At 29.8% G+C, this 23,461-nt stretch carries 17 protein-coding genes and 1 pseudogene; 16 read left to right on the top strand and 2 right to left on the bottom strand.

Features of this window, described 5'->3' with window-relative positions:
* Positions 1 to 58: 58 nt before the first annotated feature.
* From OREMA_RS0108975 to OREMA_RS18365, 10 genes are all read left to right on the top strand, one after another.
* Entirely contained in the window at positions 59 to 1,417 is a 1,359-nt protein-coding gene (locus tag OREMA_RS0108975) for a plasmid pRiA4b ORF-3 family protein (RefSeq protein ID WP_018248938.1), read from the top strand.
* Between the two features lie 124 nt (positions 1,418 to 1,541).
* Positions 1,542 to 4,079: a BREX-1 system phosphatase PglZ type A gene (pglZ, locus tag OREMA_RS0108970; RefSeq protein ID WP_018248937.1), complete on the top strand. Its 2,538-nt coding sequence runs from the start codon at positions 1,542 to 1,544 to the stop codon at positions 4,077 to 4,079.
* 720 nt (positions 4,080 to 4,799) lie between these two features.
* Entirely contained in the window at positions 4,800 to 7,727 is a 2,928-nt protein-coding gene (locus OREMA_RS0108960) for a PD-(D/E)XK nuclease family protein (protein ID WP_018248936.1), read from the top strand.
* Positions 7,728 to 11,219 carry a UvrD-helicase domain-containing protein gene (locus OREMA_RS0108955; protein WP_018248935.1) on the top strand — a complete coding sequence of 1,164 codons (3,492 nt, stop codon included), beginning with the start codon at positions 7,728 to 7,730 and terminating at the stop codon, positions 11,217 to 11,219.
* Positions 11,220 to 11,234: 15 nt separating this feature from the next.
* On the top strand, positions 11,235 to 11,423 hold the full coding sequence (locus OREMA_RS0108950) for a hypothetical protein (protein ID WP_018248934.1): 189 nt from the start codon (positions 11,235 to 11,237) through the stop codon (positions 11,421 to 11,423).
* Between the two features lie 137 nt (positions 11,424 to 11,560).
* Entirely contained in the window at positions 11,561 to 11,872 is a 312-nt protein-coding gene (locus tag OREMA_RS0108945; RefSeq protein WP_018248933.1) for a hypothetical protein, read from the top strand.
* Between the two features lie 115 nt (positions 11,873 to 11,987).
* Complete coding sequence (locus OREMA_RS0108940) at positions 11,988 to 12,479, top strand: ferritin family protein (RefSeq protein ID WP_018248932.1); 492 nt, start codon at positions 11,988 to 11,990, stop codon at positions 12,477 to 12,479.
* 151 nt (positions 12,480 to 12,630) lie between these two features.
* A complete protein-coding gene (locus tag OREMA_RS0108935; protein ID WP_018248931.1) occupies positions 12,631 to 12,831 on the top strand; it encodes a hypothetical protein in 201 nt (66 codons plus the stop codon).
* Positions 12,832 to 13,330: 499 nt separating this feature from the next.
* Complete coding sequence (locus tag OREMA_RS18370; protein WP_018248929.1) at positions 13,331 to 15,895, top strand: diguanylate cyclase; 2,565 nt, start codon at positions 13,331 to 13,333, stop codon at positions 15,893 to 15,895.
* Positions 15,888 to 16,715 carry a PAS domain-containing protein gene (locus OREMA_RS18365; RefSeq protein ID WP_018248928.1) on the top strand — a complete coding sequence of 276 codons (828 nt, stop codon included), beginning with the start codon at positions 15,888 to 15,890 and terminating at the stop codon, positions 16,713 to 16,715. The genes OREMA_RS18370 and OREMA_RS18365 overlap by 8 nt, the downstream gene beginning before the upstream one ends.
* A gap of 80 nt (positions 16,716 to 16,795) precedes the next feature.
* On the opposite strand, the gene OREMA_RS0108915 is transcribed toward OREMA_RS18365, so the two are convergent.
* Positions 16,796 to 17,215, bottom strand: a complete 420-nt coding sequence (locus OREMA_RS0108915; RefSeq protein WP_018248927.1) for a bacteriohemerythrin — start codon at positions 17,213 to 17,215, stop codon at positions 16,796 to 16,798.
* 235 nt (positions 17,216 to 17,450) lie between these two features.
* Between OREMA_RS0108915 and rd the strand changes: the two genes are divergently transcribed.
* The 5 genes and pseudogenes from rd to OREMA_RS19430 all read left to right on the top strand — a co-directional run.
* On the top strand, positions 17,451 to 17,609 hold the full coding sequence (gene rd / locus OREMA_RS0108910) for a rubredoxin (RefSeq protein WP_018248926.1): 159 nt from the start codon (positions 17,451 to 17,453) through the stop codon (positions 17,607 to 17,609).
* 67 nt (positions 17,610 to 17,676) lie between these two features.
* A complete protein-coding gene (locus OREMA_RS0108905) occupies positions 17,677 to 18,051 on the top strand; it encodes a desulfoferrodoxin (protein ID WP_018248925.1) in 375 nt (124 codons plus the stop codon).
* Positions 18,052 to 18,216: 165 nt separating this feature from the next.
* Positions 18,217 to 20,142 (top strand): methyl-accepting chemotaxis protein, encoded by a 1,926-nt coding sequence (locus tag OREMA_RS0108900; RefSeq protein WP_018248924.1) that lies wholly within the window; start codon positions 18,217 to 18,219, stop codon positions 20,140 to 20,142.
* A 91-nt stretch (positions 20,143 to 20,233) separates the two neighbouring features.
* On the top strand, positions 20,234 to 21,169 hold the full coding sequence (locus OREMA_RS0108895) for a DUF1722 domain-containing protein (RefSeq protein ID WP_018248923.1): 936 nt from the start codon (positions 20,234 to 20,236) through the stop codon (positions 21,167 to 21,169).
* A gap of 143 nt (positions 21,170 to 21,312) precedes the next feature.
* Positions 21,313 to 21,441 (top strand): annotated as a pseudogene (locus tag OREMA_RS19430) (diguanylate cyclase domain-containing protein); the annotation flags it as partial.
* 249 nt (positions 21,442 to 21,690) lie between these two features.
* Here OREMA_RS19430 and OREMA_RS0108890 read toward each other — a convergent pair.
* Positions 21,691 to 21,939 carry an AbrB/MazE/SpoVT family DNA-binding domain-containing protein gene (locus tag OREMA_RS0108890; RefSeq protein ID WP_018248922.1) on the bottom strand — a complete coding sequence of 83 codons (249 nt, stop codon included), beginning with the start codon at positions 21,937 to 21,939 and terminating at the stop codon, positions 21,691 to 21,693.
* A 903-nt stretch (positions 21,940 to 22,842) separates the two neighbouring features.
* Here OREMA_RS0108890 and OREMA_RS18360 point away from each other — a divergent pair.
* A complete protein-coding gene (locus OREMA_RS18360; protein WP_018248921.1) occupies positions 22,843 to 23,436 on the top strand; it encodes a helix-turn-helix domain-containing protein in 594 nt (197 codons plus the stop codon).
* Positions 23,437 to 23,461 lie beyond the last annotated feature (25 nt).

The following is a 23,461-nucleotide window of genomic DNA, read 5'->3' as shown; positions in this document are numbered from 1 at the left end:
TATTTAACAAAAAGTATCTATAATCTAATATCTGCTCTTAAAGCGGGGAGAATGTAAAATGAAAAAATTAAAAATATCTGAAGATAGTCCAACTTCATTAGTGCGTGATTTTACTATTTTTATTAACTATTTAGAGAAGAATAAAATTACTTTGACCAAGACTAAACAGTATTTACGTGGAAAAGATTTATTTAAATTAAATCACTTAATGACTAATATAGTTAAGGATGTAACTTCTAGAACTCCTCAAGAGAGATATCCACAATTACATTTATTTTATTGTTTGAGTTTAGCGGGGAAGCTATATAAAAAGGAGTTTAAGGGTAAGACTAAAATTTTATTAAAACCAACAGAAAATTTGAAAAAATATAGAGAATTGACTATAACAGAAAAGTACTTTTTTATTTTTGAATCCTTCTGGGTTGATGCTGATTGGAGGGAACTTCAAGGAGGAACATTTGCTAAGGCTGATGTATATACTGTTACTCCTGTGATGAAGTTTTTATCTCAATCATATGCTGGTCAAAAGATAGAACTGAAAGATACTGTACATGGCGAACTGCGACGAATGATGTGGGATTGGGAATATTATTTGCTTTATTTTGAATTGTTTGGTTTTTGGCAGGTAGTAATTGATGAGACAGCCACTAAACGTCTATCTTCTAAAAGAGCAGTATTTGCTGAGATACTAATACCTACAAAGTTTGGGATTGAGATGGCGAAGATATTAAAAGAAGAACGACACTTAGAAAGATGGAATTTGCCTTATAGAGAAGCTATGGGAGAGTGGAATGTAGTACCTGGTTCACCAATATGTGAGATAGAACAAGATCCAATTGATGAATTGATGCGTATCTTTGGTACAGAAGGTTTTATAAATGCTGCAGAAAAGGAAGAGATAGAAGAACCTGAAGTAGAGGAATGGCAGGAGGAAGAATTCCTTGAACCTTTAAAAGAACTCTTTGATGAAGGAGAATTGCAAAAGACTATTAGTAAAGGGCAAAGTAAAGGTTTTATAGAAGGTAATTATATTTTCAAGGTATCTTTAGCGAGAGGATTATGGAGAAAAATCAAAATATCTTCTACCCATACTCTACTTGATTTACATCAAATTATTCAAAATGCTTTTGATTTTAATAATGATCATTTATATGCTTTCTTTATGACGGGTCAGCCCTGGACTGAACCCAAATTTACAGCTCCACAAGATTATGATGGTATTCCAGTTAATGAAGTTCAAATTGGAGAATTAGGATTAGAAGAAGGTCAACAAATACTTTATTTATTTGATTATGGTGATGAATGGCGGTTTAATGTTAGGTTAGAAAAGCTTAATACTCAAGAAAAGAAAGTAGTAGAAGCAGAGATGATTGAGAAAAAAGGAGAATCACCAGAGCAGTATCCAGAGTATTTATAAAATCAGATAACAGATAACAGATAACAGATAGTTATTTACTTAACAATAGGTTGTAGGTTTTAATATCTATTATCTAATATCTAAAAAACTATTATCTGGTTTTAATATAAGGGTGGGTGAAGTTATGGAGTTAGATAAAATTGAAAAAACACTAGAAGAAAAATTTACAAGAGAGCTTAGTGATGCTAAGAAAAGACATATTATTTTTTGGTATGATGAAGATAAAGAATTTGTTGAAGATATAGAAGAACTGAATTTAAATAATGCTAAACTATGGAAGTTAACAGGAAATAATAATTTTGAAACAAAGTATCAACTAGAGGTTGTAGACCAGGAATCTAATTATCTAATCTATTCTGATAAGCCAGAACCTGCTAAACGGGAGAATTGGTTATTGGATATTCAGAAGTATTCTGATATTTTCACCGCAAATCAAATTACTTTAATTATGCAAGAGTTTGGTGTAGAGGATTATTCTTTGAGGTATCTTTTTAGTAAATATAAGAAGTTTTTTGATAGTAAAAAGCGACGTAAGAGATTAAAGAAATATAATCTTAATGATTATCGAGAAGAGAACTTTGATATAGCAATTATATCTGCATTATCCATGTTAAAGATGCCTAGTTTAGAGAATGCAGTTAAAAAGATATTAATGGAAGGTTTTAATGAGGAAGATAATAGATATTTTGTGGATATTAAAAAATTTGGTGATGAGAATAGTTTTTGGAGACTGATAGAAGATAATTATGCTTACATAGCTAAAGATAAGAGTCTTAAAGGATTAATGAGATTTCTTATTACTACTAATTTACATCATAATTTGAAAGAGGATTTTCCTAAAGAGTGGGAAGGATATGTAGCAGAAAGGGAAAATAATTCTATAGTATTTCTTGATCACTGGATGAGCCATAGTGATCATGCTAGAAGTTATGAGGACTTATCTAGGGAGATTGCAAAAGAGATCAATCTTAAGGAATATATCTTTAATTGGAAGGTAGATAATTATCTAGATTGTGATAGTTTTGAAGATTTTGATTTGGCTATTATTGATAGATTGAAGGCTAATTTATTAGATGATTTAGATGAATTTGATAGGTACCAGGAGATTATTATTGCTAGAAGGACTAAACATTGGTATGAGAAGTTCGAGGAAGTGTATGAAGCTATCTATCAAGCAATAGAACTATTTAAGTATCAGAAGAAGTATAATAAAATCATTAGACAAGAAAAGTCTTATGATTTCTTTAAGACCTATTTAGAAGATTACTACTTAATTGATAAAGCATATCGTAAATTTTATTTAGCTTATGATCAAATAGAAGATAAGGAATTAATCATAGAGTTGAAGGATAGAGTTGAAAATCTATATACTAACTGGTACTTACAAGAAGTATCTACAAAATGGTCTAATGTAATTGAAGAAGAATTGATAGATGATTGGCAGATTTCTGGAATCAAACAGCAGAAGGATTTCTATAGAGAGTTTATTAAAGAAACTGTAGAAGATGGAGAAAGGGTTTATGTGGTTATCTCTGATGCTTTACGATATGAAGCTGCAGCAGAATTTAGTCAATTACTCAATGCAGAAGTAAAGGGAGCAACGGAGCTTTATGCTATGCAAGGGACCCTTCCTTCTTATACAAAGTTAGGAATGGCCAGTCTGCTGCCCCATCAAAAGTTAGATATCAATGATAAGGGCGATGTTATTGTAAATGGGATAAATTCTCAAGGATTAAAGAATAGGGAGAAGATATTAAAGGGAACTGAAGAAGAATCTGTAGCTTTAAGGTATGAAGATGTAGTTCAAATGAGTAGAAGCGATTTACGTGATGTAGTGAAGGGGACGAAGCTAGTTTATATTTATCATAATAAAATTGATGCCAAAGGGGATCATGCTGCAACAGAACTAGAGGTTTTTGAAGCTGTAGAAGAGAGTTATGAAGAGTTAGATTTGATTGTGAGAACCTTGAAGCATGGATTGAGTGCAGCTAATATTTATATTACTGCCGATCATGGTTTTATTTATCGGCGTAGACCATTAGAAGAGAGTGATAAGACAGATAGTGTAAAGATAGATGCTTTAGAAGAAAAGCGAAGATTTATAATTAGCAGAGATAAAGTGGATATAGAAGGGACTTTAAGGGTTAATTTAGATTATATATTTGGAGATAATAGTGGATTAACTACTATTGTACCACGGGGAGTTAATCGATTTAAGAAGCAGGGAGCTGGCCAGAATTATGTTCATGGAGGAGCTTCATTACAGGAAATAGTTATTCCAGTAATTAAGTTTAAGAATGATAGGAGTCAAAATAGTGAAAATGAAGTGAAGAAAGTAGATATTAAGTTAACTAGTATTTCTAAAAAGATTACTAATAATATATTCTATCTCAACTTTTTTCAAAGTGAAAAGATTAAGGAGAAATTAATTCCGAGGCGAGTAAGGTTGTACTTTGAAGATGAAATGGGTAATAGAATTTCTAATGAAAATATTATTATTGCTGATAGTGATTCTGAAAGTTCTAAGGAGAGAAGTTTTAAAGAGAAGTTTACTTTGCAAGATTTAGATTATCAAAGAGATAAGGATTATTACTTGGTGCTAGTTGATGAGGAAGAGAATAAAATATATGAGAAGATTAGTTTTAGGATAAGTTTGTTATAATTTAGATTATTAAATTTGAGGTACAATTATAATTTAAGGTGATTTAATAAGTAATTAAATATCATTGTAGTAGTTTAAAAGCCATGAGATTATCTCATGGCTTTTTCTAGTCATCAGCAGGAAATCAACTATTTCAAGAAGAAAATTCAACTATATAGAAAGCAGTAAATATTTCATATTATATTTCTGGACTTTAAACTTTCATAAGACACAGATTTATACAGCGCCCTGAAAGAGATGCTCTTTGTCGATTGAGGAAGTACTCTTGGGGTGATAAGAGCGGACTAAAATATAAAAGATAAAATTATTAAATGTTTTAAATCAAAAATTAATCAGATTTTAGTCTGCGTCAAAAAAGATTTTGAATTTTTTTAGTAAATTATCAATTAGATTTTGAAGGAATAAGATTAAGATTGAAAAAGCAAGAAGAAAAGATAGAGATTGGTAGGAAGAGAGTATTAAAAGAACTTAAAGAGAAGATTTTACAGAAAGTTTTATAAAATAGCTAGTTTACACGATAAACAAGGGATGATTTTTTCAGGAACAAGTAGAAGGGAGCTTAAGGTATGCAGTATATATCAGAAATATCTACTATCTTTAAAGAATATGAGATGCCTTTTGATTATCACTCAGTTTTTGGGTAGGTGAAGATTAAAAGTATAGAATATAGAGAGTTAGATAAGATAATATTCCTAGAAAAACTATAAGAGGGTGATGTATTTGACTAAAAAATTAATTTATAGTGATGTTAATCCATTGCAAGATTTGGGCTTAGATTACTATTTGAGAGAAGATAATTTGTTATATGTAGTACCTTATTATGAGATGGAGGATACGATCAATGAAAAGGTCTTAAGAAATGATGTTAGTAAAGGGATAGAAGTTAAGGATATCGTTTCTATAGATCATTTATTTAGAGAGTTGTATTTTAAAGTTGATGGCAGTTATCAGATCTTGAGGGATAGTGAGCTTAAATATATATTGGAAGAAGTATTAGTAGAAGAAGATTATATTTATTTTGATCAGAATTCTACTAAGTATCTCTTGGATTTTATCAATAATCTTGATGCAGAAATGATAGACTTATCAGAGTATAAAGTTGAGGATTTCGTTTTAAGAGAGATAATAGAGATTTACCATCTATTCAAAGAGAAACTACAGAAGAAAGGCTTTATTAGCAAATGGCAGGCTTATCAATTACTTTTAGCTAGATTAACAGTAGAAGACTTTAGCTATCTTTATCCTGAGATTAAGAGGATATTTTTAGATAGATTTTATGTGATTAGAAGAGTAGAGCTAGAGTTAATTTTGAAGGTAGCAGATTATATGGAAGACTTTGTGGTTTTAATAGATTATCATCAAGAGAAGAAAAAACTCTTTGCTAATCTAGATAATGTAGTAGATAGGTTAAAAGCAGAAGGGTTTCTTTTAGATAATAAAATTAATCAAGATAATCAATTGCTAGCAGATATATTTTCCAATCAGATTAAAGAGAAAAAATATAACTGGAAAGAACATATGGAAAATAAGCTTAAGATAGTAGAGAGTAAAAATAGGATAGATGAGTTGAACTTTGTAGCTAAAGAAATCAGAGAATTGGCTAGAGAAGGTGTAGCTCTTGATAGGATTGGAGTGTCCTTTTCCAGTCCTGAAGATTATCTACCAGATTTACCTCGGGTTTTTAATGATTATCACCTTCCCTATACTAATGGAATTTCTCTTCCCCTATTATCTTCGCCACTGGCAAAATCAGTCTTGTCTTTATTGGAGATTTTAGATGGTAACTTTGATAATGATGAGTTATTGGCGGTAGTAGATAACTCTTTTATAGATTTTGGCTTAGCAAGATCATTTATTGATGAGTTAGAGCTGATACTAAAGAGGTTAAGGTTTGAGGTTAAAGGTTGGACTTTAATTAACAAAATGCAGGCGGAAAGTGAAAAACTTGAACAGGGAGAAATAAAAGAGATCTTAAAACTATTTAGAAAGTTGCTAGAGTGGGATTTAAAAGAGAAGGCTAATTTTAGTAAATTTGTTCAGAAGTTAAGTGAATTATTAACCTCTTTAAATTTTGGGGTCGAAGTTGACTTAGCAGAAGAGGATGATTTATTAGCAGCTTGCAAAGGGATAGAAGGGGTAATCGAAAGTTTAAATAAGGTCTTTACAGCGGAACAAAAAGAACTAAGAGCATGGATTAAACTATTAAAGGTGGCTATATTAGAAGGAAAATACAAGTTAGGAGCTAAGCAAGGAATTAAAGTTACAGGTAATCTAGAGTTAAGGGCAGGTGACTTTGATTATATCTTTTTAATTGGAATGAGCCATAGTCAATACCCTACTTTAAGCCAAAATCCATTACAGCGATATTTAGACTTGCTAGATATTCACTTAGAGGATAAGCAGGTTAAAGAGAGATATACTCTTTTTAATAATATCTTATCAGCTAAGAAAGAGGTAGTGATTACCTATTCACCTGCCCAAGATGAGGAAAATTCTTTATTAACATCATATTTACAGGAACTATTTAGAGTAGTAGACAGTCAAGAACTTCTGATCAAAGCTGAGACAGGTAATAAAGTCTTTTATTCTATTAAGGAAGCCCAAAAAACTATAGGAAACAGATTGGATCAAGAGGATAAAGTTAAATTAGCAAAAGAGTATCAATGGTTTGAAAATTTAAAGAATAGCTTTGAATTAAATAAAAAGAGGAATAGTGAGGAATTTAGCAATTATCGAGGACTACTTAAAGATGAAGATAATCTAAAGTGGTTAGAGGATAAATTTGATAAAGACTTTAATTATTCAGCTCATTTATTAGAGAGTTATGGAAGTTGCTCCTTTGCCTTCCTTTTTGATTATCTCTTTAAATTAGGTGAGGTTGAATATGATGAAGAGCTACACCCTATAGAAAGAGGGTCCATTTTACATAAGATAGTAGAGAAATTCTATGATGATCTAGGTGAAAGGGTCAATGATGATAATTACAAGAAAGCTCAAGAAACACTACTTAAGGTAGCCCATGAAGTTATCAGTTCTTATCCATTATTTAAGGATAATTTTTATTGGCAGACAGAAGGCCACCGTTATTTGCAGAACCAAGAATTAGGACCAGTCTTTGAAGAGTTTTTAACAGCAGAGAAGAAAGCAAAGTTAGGTAGAACAAAGATTGATGACTTTAACTTTGAACGAGCAGAATGGAAATTCGAAGACTTAGAATTGATTAAAAACTATAAATTCACAGGAAGAGTTGACAGGATAGACCATAGTGAAGATAAGGATGTCTATGGTGTAATCGATTATAAGAGTGGAAAAGTTTCTAATAAGACTCTAACTACTAATCCGATTCAAATTCCTCTTTATATTCTAGCAGTAGAGAAACACTTCGGGAAAGAGGTCGCCTTTGGTAGCTATTATGGGCTAAAACCTGATGATCAGATCGGTTATAAAAATGTAATCAAAAGTGGAGTAATGCAAAAGAGTAATCAAGATAAGAAGAATGAAGAGTTTAGGTTAAAATTAGAGGAGACTAAAGAGTTAATCAAAGCTTGTATTCAAGGGATAAAAGGTGGTAATTATTCCGTTAGAGATCAGCAGAGTACTTGTAGCTATTGCCAAAGTCAGATGATCTGTAGAAGGGAGGAGTTTTAAATGGGTAAAGAAATTCGAGGTATGGTCTTTACTGATCAGCAGGCACAGGCAGTACTTACTTTAGATAGGAATTTAGCAATTAATGCAGGGGCAGGAAGTGGTAAGACTAGAGTTTTAACAGAACGTTATTTAGAGATACTTCTCCGGCCAGTTGAAGAAGGTGGTTTGATGTATCAGAAGGATGCTTTAAATAAGGTTATCGCCATTACCTTTACTAGAAAAGCTGCAGGAGAGATGAAGGATAGAGTTAGAGAGAGATTTGAGAAGTATCTAAGTGAAAATAGAGATAATTTAAGTACAAAAGAGTCAGAATGGATCTTTTATATTTTAGATAATTTGAATCAGGGTAGAATCTCTACAATTCATTCCTTTTGTAGTGAAATTTTAAGAAGATATTTCTTTAAGGCCAAGGTGAGATCGGATTTTAAAGTCTTAGAGGGGATAGAAGAGAAAAATTTAGAAGATGAAGCAATTATCAATATTATAGAGAAGATTAGAAATTCATCAGATCAAGAAATTTATCAAAAACTCTGGGATTTGACCTTTATATATGGTAAGTCTAGGCTAGTTAATATTTTTAAGAGTATGCTAAGGATTAGAGATAGGCTGGATGGGGTCTTGAGCAGTAGAGGTATTGCTAAGATAAATGGTGATTTAAAAGAGTTGCTTTATGATATTAATCTGAGGGTAATAAGAGAGTATCTAGGAAATGAAGAAATTAACGGGATATTTAAGGCTTTAGGTGACTATTATCCCAAAAAAGAATCAGAAGGTGTTATAGTAGTTAATCAGATACTTGACTTATATCCTAAGATAGCTAAGAAGCTAAGTAAGTACTCTAAGGATCAAAACATTGAGAATAAGGTAGAGTTATTAGAATTGTACTTTGAATTGATTAAATGTTGTTATGATTTTCAGCAAGATAAAGGCCTTAGTATTTGGGGGAAGATGAAAGCAGGAGATTGGGAAGGTGGTAATGATAGTAAAAAGGCTGTTAATAAGCTACATAAAGAATTAAGAGATATTATTTTAAGCTTGATGCCTAAAAATAGTGGAAGTCCAATTATAGTTAATGAAGATGATGATAACTTAGTAGATCCTGAAATTTTAGAGTCACTTTTAGAGATTTATCAGTTGATTAAAGAAGAGTATCAGAGTTTAAAGGATAGTAAAGGCTATTTAGACTACTTGGATTTAGAAGAGAAGACTGTACAATTATTTGAAGAAAATTATGATTTAGTAGAAGAGTTAAGAGATGAGCTTAACTTTATTATGGTCGATGAATTTCAAGATACCAACCCACTACAGTGGAAGATTATCAGTCCTTTAGTCACTAGGGATTCTGATTATCAGCAACTAGGTAAAAATAAACTATTTGTAGTAGGAGATCCTAAGCAATCAATTTATGGTTTTAGAAGGGCTGATGTTAGAATCTTTAATCAAGTCTTAGATCAGATTTCACCAGATAGAGCCGAGGATGAGATTATTAACCTTAAGGATAATTTCCGTTCTAACCAAGGAATTATTGATTTTGTAAATACTGTTTTTAAAGAGATAATGATAGAAGAGAATGACTATGATGTTTCCTATGAAGACCTTAAATATGGTCGAGGAGTTATATTTTCTGAGGAGATTAGGGATAACTTAGAGTCTCATTTAGAGATATTGCTTACTAACAAAGCTGATAGTGATGATGATTATAGTAATGCAGAGCTAGAAGGAGAGAATATCGCTAAAAAGATAAAGTGGTTAGTCAATAGTTCGGGCAAGAAAATAGCTACAAAAGAAGGACAAGTTCCAGTGATTTATGGAGATATAGCTATTTTAATGAGAAGTAGAAGTAGGTTAAAGGAGTATGAAGGGGCTTTAGAAGAGTATGGAATTCCTTATCAAACAGTAGGTGGCTTAGGATTTTATCAACAACAGGAAATTTATGATATCTACTTAGCCTTAAAGAGTTTAGTCTTTCCTCAAGATGATCTAAATAGCTTTGGACTGATGAGAAGTCCCTTATTTGCTTTAAGTGATGACTTACTATTTAGCTTGACTGTTGATAGTAAAGACTATGGATTTACAGATGAGAGCTTATTAGAGCGAGTATTTAAAATAAAACCAGAGATTGAAAAGAGCTTTAATAAGTGGTTAGAATTAAAGAATAAGTTGAGTATAGACCGTTTAATCAATACTATCTTAATAGATTGTGGGTTGTATGGGAGCTATTTGGCAGGGGCTAAGGGTGAACAGCGTCTAGCTAATATAGAGAAGTTATTAGCAGAGGCTGCTGACTTTAGTTATCGTAGTGAAGGTGATTTATATAAATTTGTTAAAGAGTTAGAGCTACTTATCAGTACTGAGGAGAAGGAAGGAACAGGAGAGATCAAAGATAGAAGTGAGAGAGGTAAGGTTAAATTGATGACTATCCATGCTTCTAAAGGTAAGGAGTTTCCTGTAGTATTTATGGCCAATATGAATAGTAGAGCAAGGGGAACTAGATCAGCAATTATCTGTGATGAGGTAGAGAATAAGGATTATCTAGGTTTGAGATATTATAATGATCGCTTAGAACGAGAAGAGAACTTTAGTTATGGTATCTTAAGAAAAGAGATTGAAGATAAAGAATTGATGGAGGAAAAACGGATCTTCTATGTAGCAGTTACTAGGGCAGAAGAGATGTTATTCTTATCAGGGGTAGTCGATCAAGATAAGCCTAAGATCTATAATAGCTTTAAGTGGCTAATAGAGGTTGGGTTAAAGTATAATTTAGCAGAGTTTTTGGAAGGTGAAGAGGATAGTGATAGGATTGGAATTAAGATAAAAGATCGAGAGTTGTTTATAAAGATTACTAAAGGTGAGAAGGAGCTAGATTTGGGTGAAGATGCTAAAGATGTAGATTCTAAAGAAGATATTAACTTAGATCTGGCCAAGGACTTTAATTATGGTAAAGAGGTAGTAACACCTTCTCAATTATTAAAAAAGAAAGATAAAGTTAAAGCTAATCAATCACTTAGCTTATCATTATCAACTACTAATTATGGTAGTTTAAAAGGTAGTATTGTTCATAAAGCTATTGAGTTGATGGTTAAAGGTTTAGAAGTAGATTTAGATTATCTCTTTAACTTGTATCCTCAACATCAAGAGTATGCAAATTTAAAGGATGAGATAATTAAGATAATTTCGAGACTAGAAGAGTGTGATCAATTTAAGAGGGTAATTGAAGCTAAGTACAGGGCAGAAGTGCCTTTTTACTTAGAAACTGAAGCTAAGAAGATTAGAGGAACTATCGATTTAATCTTTAAAGATGAGGATGGAAGCTTAGCAGTAGTTGATTGGAAGACTAATAGAATTATTCAGACAGAAGATATAATAGAAAAGTATAGAGAGCAAATCAAGATATATCAAAAAGCGGTGAAAGAGATAAGTGGTCAGGAGGAAGTGAAAGGATATCTTTATCTTGTTAATGCTACGAAAGGTAAGAGATTACAAAAGGTATAGTAGAGGGGTGAAGTCATGAATAAGAATGAAATTATAGAGAGTTTAAAGAGAGAGACTGAGATAATCCCAGATGAATATGATGGTAGTTATGAATTGCTAAGAGAAACAGTTAGAGCTTTAACTAATGCTAATAGCAAGGAGCTAGACTATCGTGATTTAGATATGTTATTAAAGAGCATACAAGTGAAGCTAACTTTAATCTAATAGATGGAAGTGGCAATTGGATAGCTAGTTGGGAAGAAGGAAAGAGGAAATATAATATCTATCATGATTCTAATGGTTCTAATAAATTATCTTGGCAGGTTAGTTTAGAAGAAGTTGAAGGCAGTGATAGTGAATATTTGAATAGAAGGCTAAGATCTCAAAAGAGAAGTCAAGATTTAAGTGATAAAATTTTTGCTACAGGTATAAATAATATTTACTGGCAAGGTAGAGCAGATATCTTATTGGAAGTAGTTGATAAGGGTAATGGAGAAATTGAAGAAATTATGATAGGAGAGGTGAAGTATACTGATAAAGTAGATACTGCTAAGAAGGGATTAGGGGAGTTATTTAATTCATATGTATATAGAAAATATGGGTATGATGTAGAATTTAAGTGGCCTCCTGTTATGGGAGGTTTTTTTATTGTGAAAATATATAGAGCAGAATAAATAAAGCTATAGTTATTAATTAAATATTGTTTGTTAGAGAATTGTAATTGAACTGTTATTATTTCGGTAGTATTAAATGTTATTATATAGAAAAAGAAATAAAAGGAGGAGTTAAATGAATATCTATGAATTTGCAATTGATTTCGAGATGATAAATAAAGATTATTACGAAGAATGTGCTAAAAGAACTCAGGATAAGAATTTAAAGAGAATCTTTAATTATTTGGCTGCGGAAGAAAGAAGGCATGAAGAGATTGTTAGATCATTATCTAGAAAAGAAGAGGTATTTGATATTGAATCTGATATTTTACCAAAGGCAAAAGAAGTTTTTGAAGAAATAGCTAATGATATTTCTGTTAATAGTGAGCAACCAACAAGAGAAGATATAAATGTTTATAGAAAAGCAGTAGAAATGGAAAGAAGCAGTTATAATTTTTATAGAGATAAGGCAGAAAGTATAAGTGAAGTAGAAGTAAAAGAAGTATTTTTGAAATTAGCTAAAGAGGAGAAACGCCATGAGATAATTATGGATAATATTGTAGAACATTTAGAAAAGCCAGATCAATGGGTTGAGAGTGCAGAATTTAACCATTTAGAAGATTATTAGAAAGGAAAAGTAGATGTTAATTAATATTTATCAGCAATAAAAGTACTAATTAGTACTTTTATTGCTGATAAATATTTTGGATAAATCAATATACTTTTGTATTTGAATAACCTAGCTATGACTATATCTTTATAATTTTAGGGGGAATAAAATGTATTGTCCTAAATGTGGTTCTAATGATGTGTTAATACATACTGTCTTTTCTAACTTAAAGTATATAATTTGTAAAAATTGTTTTGAAGAGCATTCAATAAAGAAACATAGCAGAATTATTCCTGAAAAATTGGACCAGGAGCAAAATAAATATCAATCCTGTTATAAAGAAGAGTTGATTAAATTTAATAAATTATAGATCAACCCTTTGATTTGTCTAAGTAGTAAGGTGGTATTAAACTTTGATTTAGAAATGTTTTGTTAAGTTTTTGGAAAAAGATAAGTTGACAAAATATTTCAAAATAACTATAATATAATTAATAATAGTTATCATTTCTAACAAGAAGTTTTAACCTACTATTCTTAGTAAAAGAGGTGAAGAAAATGAAATGGATATACTTATCAGGTGTAATTTTTAACCTTTTAGTTTTTATATTTAATTTAGTCAAAAATTATAAAATAATCAGGGTTAATATTGGTGGAACGATCAGTTTTCTTCTTTTGGGGTGGTTGATTTACCCGATTATTCTTATAAAATATAAGTCATATTAATCTTAGCTAATAGCTACTATTAATTTTTTATTTTAGCTATAATTTATAATTTGTGTTAGCTTAATTTAAAGTATTTTAAATTTTGTTTAGCCTTCCTAAGCTTTTGATAATATTAACTATGATGATTAGAAAGGAGGGATGTTAAATTGAAAAATAGATTTAAATATATAGTTGTTTCTTCTATATTATTGATTCTGTTCTTGATTATTTCTTCCTATAATTCTAAGGCTCAAGGTTATGAAAGGAAGAATGTTTTACTTATTCACTCTTATAATAGAGGCTTTACTTGGACTGATGATATTGATAAGGGGATTCGGGAAACTTTTGATAATTCAAATCTAACAATTGATATAGAGACAGAGTATTTATCTACCAAAAGAATATTAAAACCTAGTTATTTTAAAAAAATATATGATTTTTTCAAATATAAGTATGAAGATACTAATTTTGATATGATTATTGTCTCTGATAATGATGCATTAGAATTTCTATTTAGATATGGGAAAGAGCTGTTTCCTAATACTCCGGTAGTTTTTACTGGTGTTTCTAATATTGATAAGTATAATTGGGCCAACAAAGAATCATATACAGGGATTATAGAGGATATTGATATCCAAGCTACGATTAATCTTATATTAAAGTTACATCCCCAAACTACTAATATTGCGGCTATCTTAGATCGTACTACTACTGGTAAGGATCTTAAGCTACTGATTAAAAATGCAATATCAAATATCCCCGATCCTATAAGTTTAACTATATATCAGCCTAATAGTATCAATCAAATAGATGATATTTTAGAGAATATATCTGATAATAGTGTTATAATTTTAAGTTCTTCTCTAAAGGATAATTCTGGGGATAATATTGTGGTAGAAAGGGTATCTAGTAAGATTGTTGAACATAGTGACTTACCTATATATAGTTTTTGGGATTTTTATATTGGTCATGGTATTGTAGGTGGAAAACTAAGTAGTGGCTATACTCAAGGGAAGATGGCAGCAGAAATTTCCTTAGATCTGTTTAAAGGAAAAGAATCAGAGATAAAAGTTGCTCCTAATCATTTTATATTTGATTATCAGCAATTGCAGAGGATGGGAATTAATAGAACTGAATTACCTTCAAATAGTAAGGTGGTTAATCAGCCCTATTCCTTTTACAGAACTCATAAGAAGAAGATTTGGATTGTAAGTATAGTTATTATTGCTTTGTGTTTTGTGATATTTATTCTGGTTATGAATATTTTAAAGCGGAAGATTGCTGAAGATCGGCTTAAAGCAAGTGAAGAGAAGTATAGAGTATTATTTGAAAATACAGGGACTGCCAAGTGTATAATTGAAGAGGATACTACAATTTCATTAGTTAATCAGGAGTTTGTTGATTTGTTGGGTTATGAGAAAGAAGAGATAGAAGGAAAGATGAGCAGTACTGAGTTAGTTATTAATGAAGGTGATCTGTATAAGATATTATCTTATCATCAACAGAGAAGAGATCATTGTATTGGTGCTCCTAAAAAATATGAATTGCAGCTAAAGGATAAATCATCAAATATTAAGACTGTTATCTTACAGGTTAAATTGATACCTAGGACTAATCGAAGTATTGTATCAGTTATTGATATTAGTGATCGTAAAGAGTTAGAAGAACAGATGAGATTTTTAAGTTATCATGATTCTTTAACTGGCCTTTATAATCGTAAGTTTTTTGAGGAGGAATTGCATCGATTGGATACTCGGCGTCAATTGCCATTGAGTATAATTATAGGAGATGCCAATGGACTTAAGTTAACAAATGATGTCTTTGGCCATGAAGCAGGGGATAATTTATTAAAAGAAATTTCGAATATATTAGAAGATGCTACAAGAAAAGAGGATATTATAGCTCGTTGGGGTGGAGATGAGTTTGGTATCATTCTGCCTAGAACTGCTAATAAAGAGGCCAAAAAGGTTATTAAAAGAATTGAAGATAAATTTAAAAATTCTAATTTTGAACCTTTACCTCCTCAAATTGCCTTGGGAGTTGCTAGTAAAACAGATGAAAGGCAGAAGATAGAGGATACCTTTAATAAAGCTGAAAAGATGATGTATGAAGATAAGAAGGATAAAAAGGATAGTCAAGATAACCCATTATTAAAATCTTTAACAGATAAACTACAGTCATCTAATTATGAAGGTATAGGCCATACTTTTCGATTAATAGAATTATCTGAAAAGATTGGACAGAAATTAGAGCTATCTGACAGAGAGATAGAGAGATTAATTTTATTGGCTAAATATCATGATATAGGTAAACTTGCCCTTTCTAAAGATGTATTTAAAAAAGAAGGATTATTTGATAAAGATGAATTTGAAAATTTAAAGAAGCATAGTGAAGTGGGTTACAATATTGCTAAGAGCTTTCCAGAATTAAGGGTTATTGCTAATGAAATACTTTATCATCATGAAGACTGGAATGGAGAAGGCTATCCAGAGGGATTAAAAGAAGAGGATATTCCATTATTAGCTCGTATCATGCATTTAATAGATATTTATGATGCAATTACTCATAGAAGTTATCATACCATTAATTCAAAATATTATTATGAAGGTTCACTTTCCAAAGAAGAAGCTATAGAGGAAATTAAAGATCTTTCTGGTGTTTTATTTGATCCAAAAATTGTGAATATATTTGTAGATTTAATGAATGAAAGTGGAGGTGAAGATAATGAATAATTACTTTGAATTAATTAGTGATGATCTATTTGATGGGATTGCTGTCATAGATAATAATAGAAGAATAACTCATTGGAATAGATCAGCAGAGGAAATTACCGGTTATAAGTCTAAACAAGTATTAAATAAACATTGTTTTACTGATATGTTAGAATATATAGATGAGGATGGACTCAAGTTATGTAAAGATTATTGTCCATTATTAGCTACAATAAAAGAGGGAAAGAAGTTAGAAAAGAGTGTTTATTTGCGCCATAAAGATGGATATAGAATTCCGATCTTATTAAGAATGTTACCTCTTAGAGATGAAGAGGAAGAGATTATTGGAGCAGTAGAGATCTTTAGATATGATAGTGGTTCTAAACTAGATAATACTGAAGAAAAGGATTATTATAATATTATTGAACGGAAGAAGAATCTTTTAAAAGAAGAGATCAATAAGAAGGTTGAGCTAGTAAATGAATTTGGTATTTCTGCAGGTATTATAGTTATAGAAGTAATAAATTTATTTAATATAGTCGCAAATTATAGTTCGATATTAAGTAATGAGCTATTGAAAGCAATAGCAAATACATTAAAAAATAATTTAGCTTTTATTGATACTTCTATCCATTATACAGAGGGTAGATTTATAATCTTAATAGATGATATTTATCAAGGTGATTTAGAGGTGATAGCTAATAAAGTTGAGTTTTTAGTTAATAACACAGATATTAAGCTTAGTAGTAGTGAAAGGATTGAAGCTGAAATATCTGTTATATCTTATTTAATAAAAGATGATGATAATTATGATTTTATCAAGGACTCTTTAAAAATATAAAAAACACCAGCAATCTATTAGATTGCTGGTGTTTTTTATATGTGATAGATTTGAAATTAGATTTTTAATAAATATATATTTTACTGTTCCTTAATATACTCGCTAATTAATCTATCTTCTTTAATGATATGATCCTTTAGCCAAACTAATATTTCATCTTTAATTTCATGTTTAAGATAATCTATATCATGATCTTCATTCCAGAAACTATATTTTATTTGATTGATTCTTTCAATAAAATTTTTGTGAACCTTCTTGTGTTGTTCATATCTAGGATAATTATATTTTTGTTGTAATCTCTCTTCATCATTGAAATGAGTTATAAAATAATCAGTTAAAAAATAGAATAAATCTTCTATATTTGATTTTAACTCAGTGGGATTATCTTTATCTTCTTTTATTTTTTTTAAAAAGTAATTACTTTGAGTAAAAATTTCTTTATGCTGTTTGTCGATTTTTTCAATACCAATATTTAGGTCATCACTCCACTTTATAATCATAGGTTTATTCCTCCTTTAGCTATAAATTTAGTTGAATTCATAATGATATCTTTCTAGAGTTACTTCTGATTTCCTCCTTGCTTTTGAATTTAGAGCCAAAAGTATAAAGAAATTTATAATTATGTTCAAATAAATGCTGTTGTGATTAATTTGTAATTGATTTGTTAATTACTAGATATAAAGCCATGATATGATATAGAAAAGTAAAAGTAATCTATAAAAGGGGGAGTTAACGATGAAAAGATATGTTTGTACAGTATGTGGCTATGTATATGATCCTGAACAGGGGGATCCAGATAGTGGAATTGAAGCAGGTACTGCTTTTGAAGATATTCCAGATGATTGGGAATGCCCATTATGTGGAGTAGGAAAGGATATGTTTGAAGAAGAATAATTATTAGTTTGCTTTTATAGCTAAAAGCTAGACTGTTATCTGATTATAATAACTAGGAGGGATTGCTGTGGAAGTTAGAAATATTTATAAATGTAATCATTGTGGTAATGTAGTAGAGTTATTACAATCTGGAGGAGTAGCTATAGTTTGTTGTGGTGAGGAAATGGAAGAATTAGAGGCACAGACAGCTGACTACAGTACTGAAAAGCATGTTCCAGTATTAGAAGAAATTGATGGTGGAGTCAAGGTTACTGTTGGAAGTACTTTGCATCCAATGGTAGAAGATCATCTAATTAAATTTATTGAAGTATTAACTGAAGATAAAGTTCTTCGTGCCGAGTTAGAAGCAGATCAAGAACCGATAGCAGAGTTTAATGTGGTTAAAGAAGATATTATAGAGGTAAGAGAGTTTTGTAATATACATGGCTTGTGGAAAGAGTAAAGAATAATCTTTTAGAGAAAGTTGTAAAGATAATTTACAACTTTCTCATTTATAAATTTTTTTGTAAGTATTATTGGGGGTCTTATCATAGGAGGGAGTAAGATCCCCTATAATGCTTATAAATTATTATATTTATTGTCACTACCTAGAATGGAGTTGATAATTATGAAAATATTTAATATTAAATATTCTTATAGAAATAAGTTAATGTTGCAGCTTGTTTTGATGGTTGTTGTTATTTTGTCGATAACTAATATTTTTGATATTTATATTAGTAGAAATAATTTAATCGAGGAGTATGTGGCAACTGAGAGAAAGACTATAGCTAAAGTAGAACAGTCTATACAATTATTAGATCTAAGCTATGAGATTATAGATGCTAATATGAACTATAAGATGGAGGAAATATCTAATAATTTAATTGAAGAGTATAAACAGCTTAATGGTGATATTTCTAATGGAGATTTAGAACATTTAAGTAGTAACTATGGAGTATCTGATATATATTTGATTGATAGAGAAGGCACTTTAGTTAAGTCAACGGTAGAAGAAAACTTAGGATTGAATTTAATTGAAGCTATTGGTGGTGAATTTAAATATTTTTTGAAGCAGGTAAGAGAAGATGGGAAGTTTGTTACAGAGAAGATGAGCTTAGAGGTAGGTACAAATCGATTGAAGAAGTTTAGCTATCAACCTATTGCTAATAGTGATTATATCTTAGAAATTGCATGGTATGCTGAAGATTTCAATGATATTATTAAAGATTCTAACTTTAAAAGTATAATAAAGGATATCCAAAAGGGAGAGATAATTGATAAGGTTAGAATTTTTGATAAAGCAGATTTAAGAAGTTTAGGTGAGGTTGATTATAATCTTCCTAAAGGTCATAGAGATATGATTAATAATAAATTAGAGTCAGATTCAAAGTTAGTAATTGAAGAAGAAAATCAGAATGGAGTTTTGAAGAAATATACTTATAATATGATTAAATTAGCTAGTATAAATAATGATGTTATCTTACAGGTGGTTTCAAATAAAAATATAATTAAAGATAAATTAAAAAGGCAACTCTACTTTGATTTGACAATAATATTTTTGGGTATTTTGTTAGCAATCTTTGTTTCCAGCTTAGTAAGTGGAAGAATAATAGGGAATATAAATAATTTAAAGGATAAGATGAAGAAATTAAGTGAAGGAAACTTGGAGATCAGAATTGAAAAGCAATCTGAAGATGAATTTGGTGATTTGGCAGATTCTTTTAATAATACAATAATTAATTTGAGTGAATTAATCAAGGAACTTATAGAAGTTATAGACTTTTTAAGTTCTAATAGTGAAGAATTAGCATCATCAGCAGAAGAGTCTAATGCTACTATTCAAGATGTTGTTGAGACTATTAATAGTATGAGTAGCAGGTTGGAAGGTCTATATAATAATTTTGCTACAGTAAGTTCTGCTTCAGAAGAAGTAAGTGCTATTAGTGATGAAGGTAGAGAGACCATTAATGAAGTGATTGTTGAGACAGATGTTATAAAAGAAAAAGTAGAATCTTCAAATAAAAAAATAGATCTCTTACACAAAAGATTAGAAGAGATAGAGAATGTAGTAGAGTTAATGAAGGAGATAACAGAACAGACCAATCTATTATCTTTAAATGCTTCTATAGAAGCAGCTAGGGCAGGTGAAAGTGGTAGAGGTTTTGATGTTGTAGCCAATGAGATTAGAAATTTATCTGAAGATGCCAGTCAGTCTACTGCTAAAATATCAAAGCTAATAGAAGATATTAAATTAACATCTGATCAAGCTATAGAGTCTTCAAAAGATGCAAATCAAGCGGTGAACAAAGGGAAAGAAATTATTGATCAAGCAGGAGAGTTATTTGAGCAGATTAACCAAGCTATTACAGATACAAATAATGATTTTCAAAATGTTAATATTTCTATGAAGAAATTAAATGATGAAAATAGTGAGATAAAAGTTATTACTAAAGATATTATTCAAGCTATTGATGAAATTACTGAGTCTGCAGAGGAATTATCAGAAGTAGCTAACAAGGTTAAAAATTTAGTTCATGAATTTGAAGTAGATTAGATAATTAAACTGATCGAGATAAAGGATTCAGGTAAAGGGAGAGATTTATAATAAATCTACCAAATAGTTTAGTTGAAAGGGGGAGATAGGAGTGAATAAATTTGTAAAGCCCAAATTAGTTATTAGTAAATGTTTAGCTTATGATTGTAGTAATTGCAATAAACATAATGATACTTTTTTTGAAAAATTAGAAGACTATCTTGAAATCATTACTATCTGCCCTGAAGCAGATCTTAATTTGACTGAATTAAAAGAGATATTGATAAAGAAGAATAATTTATACAATCAAAATAAACTGATAGAAGAAATAAAAGTACTTAATGAAGATTTAGTTGATCTTCTGTCAGAAATAGATGGATTTATATTAAAAGGTGAGCTATCTTCTTGTAATAGTATGAACTGTAAATTTTATAAGTCCTATGGTGATCTTTATCTTGGTAAAGAGATAGGACTATTTATTAAAGCAATAAGCTTACTAAACTCTAAGTCAATAATAGAAAGTCATAGTAGAATTGATGATATTAGTATTAGAGAAGAATTTTTGAGAAAGATATTTTTATGGGCTAGATTTCGTAGAGTTCAAAAATCTAGTTCTTTAGATAGTTTACTTAATTTTCATCAAGGGAACAAATTACTTATATTTGCTTATGGTAGTAAATATATAGAAGAACTAAATGATTTAATATCAACTTCCTCAAGGGATAGTTTAGCAAGGGTGTTAAGAAAATATGAATTAAAACTATATCAAGCCTTATCATCAGAGATTAATGTTGCCAATAGTATAAGTATTTTATTAAATTGCTTTAGATTCTTTTCCAAATATTTATTGCCAACAGAAAAGGATATCTTTTTAAAATCTTTAGAGGAATATCAGCTAAATCAAGCACCTTTAAGTATACTTCAATATATGATAAGTTCTTGGATTAATAACTATCAGGTTAGTCATTTAAAGAAACAGCGATTTTTTAATCCTTATCCCAGAGAATTAATGGAAGTTAAGAGTTCAGAGCTAATGCTCCAAATATAGAATATTGTCTAAAATTTATAATCTTGAAGCTGATAGAATGATAATTAATTTATTTCATAATATACTCTAATTTTATCTGATACCTTATTGGTTATTAGGTAGAAAACTATAGATTTGAAGGTGAAGAACCGCAGCCTAATAGCAGGCTAACAGTAGCGCTAGGTGTCAGTTATACAAAAGGTAATTTAGACTTAGAGACAATAATTGAAAGAGCTGATAAAGCTTTATATCAAGCAAAGAAAAATGGTAGAAATAGGGTGGCAGTAGCTTAAAATTAGTTATGATTTTTTATTGTTATAAGTGGCTATAATCTTATGGGGAGGAGTTAATAATGCTATTTATTATAGCAATAACTATTATTTTGTTGAGTTATATCTTATGTGAATTAAAGAAGAGGAGCTTTTTTTGATCCTAAGTTAGTAGATTCCTTTTTGCGATTATTTGATCAATAATATAATTTAAAATAAAAAGAGAAGTAGATTGTATTAATACAATCTACTTCTCTTTTTGGCTTTTAGATATTAACCAACTTGATTATGAATCTTAGCTAGACATTCATGGCAGACAATTTTGTCTTTAAAATTAATAGTATTATCAGCGTTACCACAGAAGGTACAAGCTGGTTCATATTTCTTAAAGATCACCTTTTCATTATCTACATAAATCTCTAAAGGATCTTTCACATCAATATTTAAAGTCCTTCTAAGTTCAATTGGAATAACTATTCTACCCAAATCATCAATTTTACGCACGATACCAGTTGCTTTCATTATTTATACCCCCTTTTTAGGATTAATTTAAATTTATTTTTAGGGAGGGATGTAAAAGTTATTTATTTGATTATAAGTGATTTGTTTCCTTTTCTAATTTAATTATAACATTAATAGTAATAATTATCAATATTAAAAAGAAAAAAATTAATATTTGTGTTATATAGAAGAATTCATTCTTTGGTTTTATTTATATTAGCGCATTGTGCTAGTTAAATCTTAATATAAACAGTGTCTTTTTATGGGTATATTGCGATACTTTTAGGTGATAGGTCATAGGGGTTGGGCGTTAGTTTTTCCTAATACCTATCGCCTATCTCCTAGCGCCGAAACTGTCGCAATATCTATCTATTGTACCATTTCTTTTACTAGCAGAAGACATCATATTAATGATATTAGATTGATTATTTATAGTTAGAGAAGTATAAATTAAAGCTAAGCTTTAATTTAATATAAGAATAAAAAAGAATTAAACATACCACAATAGTAATATTAGAAGGAAAATATAAAATAAATTAAGAATAGATAAAAAATAGATAACTAACTATAAATGAGCAAAAATGATTACATTAATTTATAAATCCTATAATTAGGCTGTTCATGCAGGTTAATATTCTTGTGTATTTAAGACATGTATATAAACAACTCTAAAAAGTAAATTAAAATCTTATTTTTACCATGCCCCGCGGATGATTTTTCCGAGGAAATATTCTTGGGGTGCGAAGGTTGGATATCTACATCATCAGTATAGAATAATTTAAAATTAATCATTTACATTAAGTGGTTTGAAAGTTGCTCCTTTATAGTAACTAATAAATAACTAATAAGAATAGAAAGTATAAAATTTATTAAGAGATACAACAAATGATTTAATAATAATGTAGAAGGAGTTAAAGGAATAATATGAGTTATAAAGAAATATTGAAAAATAAAGAAATTATCTTAGCCAGAGTCGATAAAGAACTTAGATATACATGGATTTTCAATCCCTATCCAGATTTTTCTGCAAAGGAGGTAATAGGGAAGACTGATTATGAGATTGATCCTAATCCAGGAAGCTTTAAATTACAAGAGTTGAAGAGAAGAGTTATTGAAACTGGAACTAGAGAGATAGCAGTTATTAAATTTCCGTTAAGTAGGGGAGATATTTCTTACAAAATAATAGCAGACCCAATTATTAATAATCAAGGCGAAATAATTGGTGCCACAACTGCTGCCATGGATATTACAGATATTATAAATAATTTTGACAGTATAGAGATTGAAGAAGATATCAAGGAAAAAATTTCAAGATATAGAAGTATTGGTAGTAAAATCAGATTATTAAGGAAAGAAAATGCTTTGACTCAGAAAGACTTGGCTGAAAGATCAAATTTATCACAATCCTATATTAGTTCTCTAGAAAAAGACCAACGTAATCCCACAATAAATTCTTTAAAATTAATTGCTAGTGCTCTAGAAGTTAATATTAAAGAACTATTAGATATGATATTATAAAGCTTTGATAGTTAATGGCTTACTA

This window comes from Orenia marismortui DSM 5156, assembly GCF_000379025.1.
Taxonomy (GTDB): Bacteria; Bacillota; Halanaerobiia; order Halobacteroidales; family Halobacteroidaceae; genus Orenia; species Orenia marismortui.
Note: the sequence above shows the minus strand (reverse complement) of the source record. Positions and strands in the feature narration are given on the sequence as shown.